This is a genomic window from Streptomyces atriruber (assembly GCF_001418325.1).
GTDB classification, from domain to species: Bacteria; Actinomycetota; Actinomycetes; order Streptomycetales; family Streptomycetaceae; genus Streptomyces; species Streptomyces atriruber.
The window spans coordinates 1-8,108 of the sequence record NZ_LIPN01000355.1 but is presented as its reverse complement, the minus strand read 5'-3'; the positions used below and the strand labels follow the sequence as shown (position 1 = coordinate 8,108).

Sequence of the window (8,108 nt, the reverse complement as noted above, 5' to 3'; positions counted from 1 at the left end):
CTGCGGGGGACCGGGGCACGGCTGACCCTGCACCCGGCCGACCGGCCCGCGCAGGCCCCGCCGGTGACGGAGCACGCCCCGGCGCCGGACGCGGAGGGCGCGCCCCCGCGGCGCACCGGCCCGGCCGATGCGCCGCCCGCCTGGGAGACGGTCGCGGCCAAGGTCGCCAACGACCCGTGCGTGCGCTACACCGCGGGCGGCAAGGAGTTCCTCCAGTGGATGGCGCTGCACGCCACCGACCCGAACGGCTGGCAGGACCTGGTCAATGCCGTCCCGGCGCACTGGCTGGGCGTCATCGCCCCCATCGCGGAGAGCGTCAGCAAGGAATGGAGCCTGTTCGCCGAGCGGCTCAGGAGCCGCCAGGAAGCGGTGTGAGGCCGCCCCTGCGGGCCGTCAGGACCCGGCCTTCAGTTGCCGGTTGAGCGCCCGCTCCACCGGAGTGAGCGCCACCTCCGGGCACAGCCGCTCCGGATGGGCCGTGGGCGGACCCGCCAGTTCCCTGCCCGCGGGGCCCTTGCCCGACGGCCCGGCGCCCGGGGGCACCCAGGGGCCCGACATGTAGATGGCGCCGTAGGCCTGCAGGGCTGCGTACACCTCGCGGCACAAACGCCTGATCAAGCTGGCCATGGGGATCCCTCCGAAGGCGTGGCCGCGGGGGCTGCGGTGGCTGCGGGTGCGCCGGGAGCCGTCACTGTGCGGGCCACCGGTCGAACCGGATTCGAAGCCGACTCAAGCGGCGGGGCCGCCGGGCCGGCGCGGTCGACGCGGTGTCGAGGCGGACTCGAGCCGCCCCTCCGCCCGGCCTCAAGAGCGCCTTGGCAACGTGGCCGGGTGGAGCAACCGGGCTCCGCAGCCCCGCAGGGCGCACGGTCGCGGGAGGAGAGGCCCATGGACGAGGCCGAACGTGAGCGGCAGGGACGCGGCGCCGAGGGGGCCGCGCCGGTGCTCCGGCTCGCCGGGGTGGACGACGACGAGGACGACCCCGCGGAGCCGAACGTGGTCCGTGGCATCGACTGACCGACCACCCCGGCCGGACCGGCGGTGTGCCAGGGCGCGTTGCGCCGGTGACGGAAAGAGGAATCCCAGAGATGACGCTCTCCCCGCAGCGCGCCGGCACGACGGCGCTGTCCCCCTCGGCCGGAAGGTTCCTGGCGGCGCCCCTCACCGCCGTGCTGACCACGCTGCGGCCCGACGGGTCGCCCCATCTGACGCCGGTGCGGTTCACCTGGGACGCCGCGGCGGGCCTCGCCCGCGTCCTGACCGTGAACACCACGCGCAAGGTCAAGAACGTGCTGGCCGCGCCGCAGGCCCGCGTCGCGCTGTGCCAGGTGGACGGCTTCTCCTGGATCGTCCTGGAGGGCACCGCCCGCGTCTTCGACACCCCCGAACGCGTCGCCGAGGGCGTCCGCCGCTACACCGAACGCTATTTCTCCGGGCCGCCGAACCCGCCGGGCCGCGTGGTCGTGGAGATCGCGGTCGACCGGGTGCTGAGCCTCAACTGCTGAGAGCGCGGCGCGCATCAGCCGCGGGCGCCGGGCGGCACCCCGTCCACCCAGATCAGCCCGAACGAGAGCCGGGTGAGCCGCCAGCCGTCCGGCGTGCGCCGCGCCGCGCCGCTCACCGAGGTGCCGGTGGTGAACAACTCCGGCCCCTCGCCGCCGGGATGGTGGACGTGGGTGGAGACGAGGTTGGCGCGCAGCGTCGCCTCGTCGCCCGTGCAGTCCACCACCGCGGGGGAATTCAGGTGCTGGGTGCGGGCGAAATTCGCCAGCGCATTGCGATGCCATTCCGCGAGCCCGTGTATTCCCTCGTACCGGCTCAGGGGGAACGCGACGACGGCGTCCCGGGTGAAGAGGGTGCGCGCCCACGCGTCGTCCAGCTTTTCGGTGTCCAACGCCAGGAGATAGCGGTCCAGTAGCCCGCGCACGGTAAAGGCGTCCGCCATGGCCGTGTCCGGAGTGAAGGATTCAGCTTCAGTCGAGGTCATGCTTGAGAATGCGCCCACAAAGGTGCCCCGACCAACCCCGCCTGTAGAAGATCTGACGTTCTCCGCACGTTTCTGTAGTGGGCTGTAGAAGCCCTGTACCGATGTCTCTTTACCGCCCGGTCCGGCGCTGTCCATACTCGTAAAACATCAACCAGAAGAGGGCGGATGGGCGACGATGGACAATTATGACGCGGACGTGATCATCGTAGGTGCGGGCCCCACGGGACTCATGCTGGCCGGGGAGTTGGGCCTGCACGGAATTTCCGTTCTCGTGGTCGACAGGCTTGCCGAGCCGATGCAGCAGTCACGCGCCCTTGGATTCTCCGCGCGCACCATCGAGGAATTCGGGCAGCGCGGCCTGCTGTCCCGTCTCGGCGAGGTCGACGTCATCCCCGCCGGGCACTTCGGCGGGGTGCCGCTGGACTACCGGGTGCTCAGCGGCGGTTCCTACGGCGCCCGCGGCATACCCCAGTCCCGCACCGAGGCGATGCTGGCCGGCTGGGCCGCCGAACAGGGCGCCCGCATCCGCCGGCCCCTGGAGGTCACCGGCCTGGCCCAGGACGACGGCGGCGTGACGCTGCACGTGCTGGGGCCACACGGCGGCGAGCAGCTGCGCGGGCGCTACGTGATCGGGTGCGACGGCGCGCGCAGCGCGGTGCGCGGCGCCGCCGGCATCGACTTCCCCGGCACCGAGCCGGCCATCGAGCTGCGCTTCGCCGACATCGCCGGGGTGCGGCTGCGGCCCCGGTTCGCCGGGGAGCGGGTGCCCGGCGGCATGATCATGGTGCTGCCGCTGGGCCCGGACCGCTGCCGCATCATCTACTACGACCGCGCAGAGCCGCTGCGCAAGAGCGCCGACCCGATCACCTTCGACGAGGTCGCCGACACCTTCCAGAAGCTGTCGGGCGAGGACATCCACGCGGCCACCCCGCTGTGGGTCAGCTCGACCACCGATGTGAGCCGGCAGGCCGCCGAGTACCGGCGCGGCCGGGTGTTCCTGGCGGGCGACGCCGCGCACATCCACCTGCCCATCGGCGCCCAGGGCATGAGCGCCGGCGTGCAGGACGCGGTCAACCTCGGCTGGAAACTCGCCCTCGTCCTGCAAGGGGCGGCCCCCGACGCGCTGTTGGACACCTACCACAGCGAGCGGCACCCGGTCGGCGCCCGCATCCTGACCAACACCCTGGCCCAGCGCATCCTCTACCTCGGCGGCGACGAGATCACCCCGCTGCTCGACGTCTTCACCGAGCTCACCCAGTACGAGCCGGTACAGCGCCACCTCGTCGGCATGGTCACCGGACTCGACATCCGCCACGAGGTGGGACCGGGGGAGCACCCCCTGCTCGGCCGGCGCGTGCCGGACGGCCCGCTGACCCGCGACGGGCAGCCCACCACCCTCTACACCCTGCTGGCCGGCGGCCGCGGCGTCCTGCTCGACCTCGGGTCCGAGCGCCCGCTGCTGGACACCGCCAAGGCCTGGTCGGACCGCGTCGACATCGTCGAGGCGCAGCGCGGCGAGGACCTGCCGGACGCCGACGGGATCCTGCTGCGCCCCGACGGCTACCTCGCCTGGATCTCGACCGGCCAGGACCCCAGCACCCTGCCCCGCGCACTGGAGCGCTGGTTCGGCCCCGCCGCCTGAACCCGCACCGCACGCCCGCGCATCCATTCCTGACAGGAAGTGACACCACGCCATGCCCTACATCTCCACCCAGGACAAGCACCTGACCGTCCTCAACCTGTTCACCACCGACCGGCCGGAGAAGCAGGACCAGCTGATCCAGGAGATGCGGAAGATCGTCGACACCGCGGCCTTCGACGGCTGGATCTCCTCCACCGTGCACGCCGGCCAGGACAGCCCGGGCACCGCCAACTTCATCCAGTGGCGCAGCGGCGAGGACCTGGAAAAGCGCTATGCGGGCGAGGAGTTCAAGCACCGCACGCTGCCGGTCTTCCAGGACATCACCACCTCCATCCGGCTGCTGCAGAGCGAGATCGTCCACACCCAGCGCCACCCCTCCCAGGGCGAGGCGACCGAGGTGTCGCCCGACCGCGACGACCACACCGTCATCGAGATCTTCAAGGTCTCCGAGAGCAACCAGGACGAGCTGATCGCGGAGCTGGGCGAGGGCCAGTCCTGGCTCGTGGACGTGCCCGGCTACCGCTCGCACAGCGTCTTCAAGGGCCTGCGCGCCCGCTTCCTGGACGGCCCCTTCGCCGTCGTCTACTCGCAGTGGGCGAGCAAGGAGCAGTACGACGCCCACCGCAACCAGGCCACCGCGCAGCAGTCCGAGACCCGCCAGAAGTCCGAGGCGCGCGTCAACGCCCTGAAGACCGAGAGCGACTGGAACTCCTACCGGGTGATCCACAGCCGCGCCGCAGGCGCGTGACCCCTGCCCGGCCCGGCCGCCCGCACCGGCCCGTCGAGCCCCCACAGCGCCCGGACTTCCGCCGGGGCCGGGCGCTGCGCCCGGCCCCGGGCCGCTCGACACCGGCCCGCCGGTTCCGCCCCTGCCGTGCCCAGCACCCGGCGCCCACCGCAAGGAGCGAGGTATGCACAGCACGCTGATCGTGGCCCGGATGGCGGTCGACTCCAGCCGCGGCGTCGCCGACCTGTTCACCGACTTCGACGCCACCGACATGCCCCACCGGATGGGGACCCGGCGCCGTCAACTCTTCGCCTACCGCGGCCTGTACTTCCACCTCCAGGACTTCGACTCCGACGACGGAGGCGCCCGGATCGAGCTGGCCAAGGACGATCCGCGCTTCGTGCGGATCAGCGAGGACCTCAAGCCCCACATCGAGGCCTACGACCCGGCGACCTGGCGCTCCCCGGCCGACGCCATGGCCCGGCGCTTCTACTCCTGGGAGGCCGGCGCATGACGCAGCGCCGCGTCGCCATCACCGGCCTGGAGGTCCTTGCGCCCGGCGGCCTGGGCCGCAAGGAGTTCTGGCAGCTCATCAGCGAGGGCCGCACCGCGACCCGCGGCATCACCTTCTTCGACCCCGCGCCGTTCCGCTCCAAGGTGGCGGCCGAGGCCGACTTCTGCGGCCTGGAGCACGGGCTCAGCCCGCAGGAGGTGCGGCGCATGGACCGGGCCGCGCAGTTCGCCGTGGTCACCGCGCGCAGCGCGGTCCAGGACAGCGGCGCCGAACTGGACGCCTTCGCACGCCACCGGATCGGCGTGGTCGTCGGCAGCGCGGTGGGCGCCACCATGGGCCTGGACAACGAGTACCGCGTGGTCAGCGACGGCGGCCGGCTCGACCTGGTCGACCACCGCTACGCCGTACCGCACCTGTACAACTACCTGGTGCCCAGCTCGTTCGCGGCGGAGGTGGCCTGGGCGGTCGGCGCCGAGGGACCCGCCACGGTCGTCTCCACCGGCTGCACCTCCGGCATCGACGCGGTCGGCTACGCCGTCGAGCTGGTGCGGGAGGGCTCCGTCGACGTGATGGTCGCCGGGGCCTCGGACGCGCCGATCTCACCGATCACCATGGCGTGCTTCGACGCGATCAAGGCGACCACACCGCGCCACGACGCGCCCGAGCGGGCCTCGCGGCCCTTCGACAGCACCCGCAACGGCTTCGTGCTCGGCGAGGGCGCCGCCTTCTTCGTCCTGGAGGAACTGGAGAGCGCCCGGCGCCGCGGCGCGCACATCTACGCCGAGATCGCCGGCTACGCCACGCGCTCCAACGCCTACCACATGACCGGACTGCGGCGGGACGGCGCGGAGATGGCCGAGGCCATCCGCCTGGCCCTGGCCGAGGCCCGGATGAACCCCGAACAGGTCGACTACATCAACGCCCACGGCTCGGGCACCAAGCAGAACGACCGGCACGAGACGGCCGCGTTCAAACGGGCGCTGGGCGCGCACGCCCACCGCACCCCGGTCAGCTCGATCAAGTCGATGGTGGGCCACTCGCTGGGCGCCATCGGCTCCATCGAGATCGCCGCCTCCGCCCTGGCGATGGAGTACGACGTCGTGCCGCCCACCGCCAACCTCCACACGCCCGATCCCGAATGCGACCTGGACTACGTCCCGCTGACGGCCCGTGACCAGCGGGTCGACTCCGTACTGACGGTCGGCAGCGGCTTCGGCGGATTCCAGAGCGCCATGGTGCTCACCAGCGCGCAAAGGAGCACCGTATGACCCCGGTCGCGGTCACCGGCATGGGCATCGCCGCCCCCAACGGCCTGGGCACGGCCGACTACTGGGCGGCGACCCTGGGCGCCAAGAGCGGCATCGGCCGCATCACCCGCTTCGACCCCTCCGGCTATCCCGCCCAACTGGCCGGGGAGATACCGGGGTTCGAGGCCGCGGAGCATCTGCCCGGCAGGCTGCTGCCGCAGACCGACCGGGTCACCCGGCTGTCGCTGGCCGCGGCGGACTGGGCGCTCGCGGACGCCGGCGTCGACCCGCAGACCTTCGACCCGCTGGACATGGGGGTCGTCACCGCCAGCCATGCGGGCGGCTTCGAGTTCGGCCAGGACGAACTGCAGAAACTGTGGTCCAAGGGCAGCCAGTTCGTCTCCGCCTACCAGTCCTTCGCCTGGTTCTACGCGGTCAACAGCGGCCAGATCTCCATCCGGCACGGGATGAAGGGGCCCAGCGGCGTCGTCGTCAGCGACCAGGCCGGCGGCCTGGACGCACTGGCGCAGGCCCGACGGCTGGTGCGCAAGGGCACCCCGCTGATCGTGGGCGGCGCCGTGGACGCCTCGGTCTGCCCGTGGGGCTGGGTGGCCCAGCTCGCGGGCGGACGGATGAGCGACAGCGACGAACCGACCCGCGCCTACCTGCCCTTCGACCGCGACGCCCGCGGCTACGTGCCCGGCGAGGGCGGGGCGATCTTCATCATGGAGTCCGCCGCCGCGGCCCGCGCCCGCGGCGCCACGGTCTACGGCGAACTGGCCGGGTACGGGGCGACGTTCGACCCGCCGCCCGGCAGCGGACGCGCCTCCACCCTGCGCACCGCCATCCGCATCGCCCTGGACGACGCGGGCACCGCCCCCGGCGACATCGACGTGGTCTTCGCCGACGGCGCGGGCGTGCCCGAGCTGGACCGCGCCGAGGCCGAGGCGATCAGCGCGGTGTTCGGCTCCGGCCGGGTGCCGGTCACCGTGCCCAAGACGATGACCGGCCGCCTGCACTCCGGCGCCGCACCGCTGGACGTGGCCTGCGCCCTGCTGGCGATGCGGGCCGGCGTCATCCCGCCCACCGTGCACATCGACCCCTGCCCCGAGTACGACCTGGACCTGGTGCTGTACCAGGTGCGCCCGGCCACCCTGCGCACCGCGCTGGTGCTGGCCCGGGGCCACGGCGGGTTCAACTCCGCGCTGGTCGTGCGCGCCGGGCGGTGAACTGCCCGCGGCGCACCGGGGCCGGCGCACCGCCGCGCCGGCCGAGCCCGAGACGAAGGAAGCAGACCGACATGAGCGACATCACGCAGCAGCGTTTCACCCTCGCCGACCTCCAGCGCATCCTCCTGGAGGCCGCGGGCGCCGACGAGGCCGCCGATCTGGACGGCGACATCCTGGACACCACGTTCGCCGGGCTGGGCTACGAGTCACTGGCGCTGCTGGAGACCGGCGGCTGCATCGAGCGGGAGTACGGCATCGCCCTCGACGACGACACGCTGACCGACGCCCTGACCCCCCGGGAACTGATCCACACCGTCAACGAGCGGCTGGCCGCCGCCCGTGTGGCCTGAAAGGACACCCGACATGACACAGCACACCCCCCGCGTCGCGCTCGTCACCGGAGCCACCAGCGGCATCGGCCTGGCCGCCGCCCGGCTGCTGGCCGCACAGGGCCACCGGGTGTTCATCGGCGCCCGCACCGCGGAGAACGTGGCCTCGACCGTCAAGCAGCTGCGGGAGGAGGGCCTGGACGCCGAGGGCCAGACCCTGGACGTGCGCGATGCCGCCTCCATCACGTCCTTCGTGCGGGCGGCGGTGGAGCGGTACGGCGCGATTGATGTGCTGGTCAACAATGCGGGCCGGTCGGGGGGTGGGGTGACGGCGGAGATCAGCGACGAGCTGTGGGACGACGTGATCGACACGAATCTGAACAGTGTGTTCCGGATGACCCGGGCGGTGCTGAGTGCCGGGGGCATGCAGGGC

General features: G+C 72.6%; 11 protein-coding genes and 1 pseudogene. 10 read left to right on the top strand and 2 right to left on the bottom strand.

Annotated features, from left to right (window positions below):
* A pseudogene (locus tag AOK03_RS31435) lies at positions 1 to 375 on the top strand (hypothetical protein); the annotation flags it as partial.
* Positions 376 to 393: 18 nt separating this feature from the next.
* Here AOK03_RS31435 and AOK03_RS31430 read toward each other — a convergent pair.
* A complete protein-coding gene (locus AOK03_RS31430) occupies positions 394 to 627 on the bottom strand; it encodes a DUF6059 family protein (protein ID WP_055568769.1) in 234 nt (77 codons plus the stop codon).
* Positions 628 to 888: 261 nt separating this feature from the next.
* On the opposite strand from AOK03_RS31430, the gene AOK03_RS44925 reads away from it, so the two are divergent.
* Positions 889 to 1,017: a hypothetical protein gene (locus tag AOK03_RS44925; protein WP_279616341.1), complete on the top strand. Its 129-nt coding sequence runs from the start codon at positions 889 to 891 to the stop codon at positions 1,015 to 1,017.
* 71 nt (positions 1,018 to 1,088) lie between these two features.
* Positions 1,089 to 1,505, top strand: a complete 417-nt coding sequence (locus AOK03_RS31425; RefSeq protein ID WP_055568768.1) for a pyridoxamine 5'-phosphate oxidase family protein — start codon at positions 1,089 to 1,091, stop codon at positions 1,503 to 1,505.
* Between the two features lie 14 nt (positions 1,506 to 1,519).
* Here AOK03_RS31425 and AOK03_RS31420 read toward each other — a convergent pair whose 3' ends face one another.
* Positions 1,520 to 1,945 (bottom strand): nuclear transport factor 2 family protein, encoded by a 426-nt coding sequence (locus AOK03_RS31420; protein WP_055568767.1) that lies wholly within the window; start codon positions 1,943 to 1,945, stop codon positions 1,520 to 1,522.
* Positions 1,946 to 2,183: 238 nt separating this feature from the next.
* On the opposite strand from AOK03_RS31420, the gene AOK03_RS31415 reads away from it, so the two are divergent.
* From AOK03_RS31415 to AOK03_RS31385, 7 genes are all read left to right on the top strand, one after another.
* Entirely contained in the window at positions 2,184 to 3,629 is a 1,446-nt protein-coding gene (locus tag AOK03_RS31415) for an FAD-dependent monooxygenase (RefSeq protein ID WP_482256402.1), read from the top strand.
* A 52-nt stretch (positions 3,630 to 3,681) separates the two neighbouring features.
* Positions 3,682 to 4,377 (top strand): antibiotic biosynthesis monooxygenase, encoded by a 696-nt coding sequence (locus tag AOK03_RS31410; protein ID WP_055568765.1) that lies wholly within the window; start codon positions 3,682 to 3,684, stop codon positions 4,375 to 4,377.
* Between the two features lie 163 nt (positions 4,378 to 4,540).
* Positions 4,541 to 4,870: a TcmI family type II polyketide cyclase gene (locus AOK03_RS31405; protein WP_055568764.1), complete on the top strand. Its 330-nt coding sequence runs from the start codon at positions 4,541 to 4,543 to the stop codon at positions 4,868 to 4,870.
* Entirely contained in the window at positions 4,867 to 6,138 is a 1,272-nt protein-coding gene (locus AOK03_RS31400) for a beta-ketoacyl-[acyl-carrier-protein] synthase family protein (RefSeq protein ID WP_055568763.1), read from the top strand. The genes AOK03_RS31405 and AOK03_RS31400 overlap by 4 nt, the downstream gene beginning before the upstream one ends.
* A complete protein-coding gene (locus tag AOK03_RS31395) occupies positions 6,135 to 7,346 on the top strand; it encodes a ketosynthase chain-length factor (protein ID WP_055568762.1) in 1,212 nt (403 codons plus the stop codon). The genes AOK03_RS31400 and AOK03_RS31395 overlap by 4 nt, the downstream gene beginning before the upstream one ends.
* A 71-nt stretch (positions 7,347 to 7,417) precedes the next feature.
* Positions 7,418 to 7,696, top strand: coding sequence for an acyl carrier protein (locus tag AOK03_RS31390; protein WP_055568761.1), 279 nt, complete (start codon positions 7,418 to 7,420; stop codon positions 7,694 to 7,696).
* A gap of 13 nt (positions 7,697 to 7,709) precedes the next feature.
* A partial coding sequence (locus tag AOK03_RS31385) for an SDR family NAD(P)-dependent oxidoreductase (protein WP_157869126.1) occupies positions 7,710 to 8,108 on the top strand: 399 nt, incomplete at its 3' end.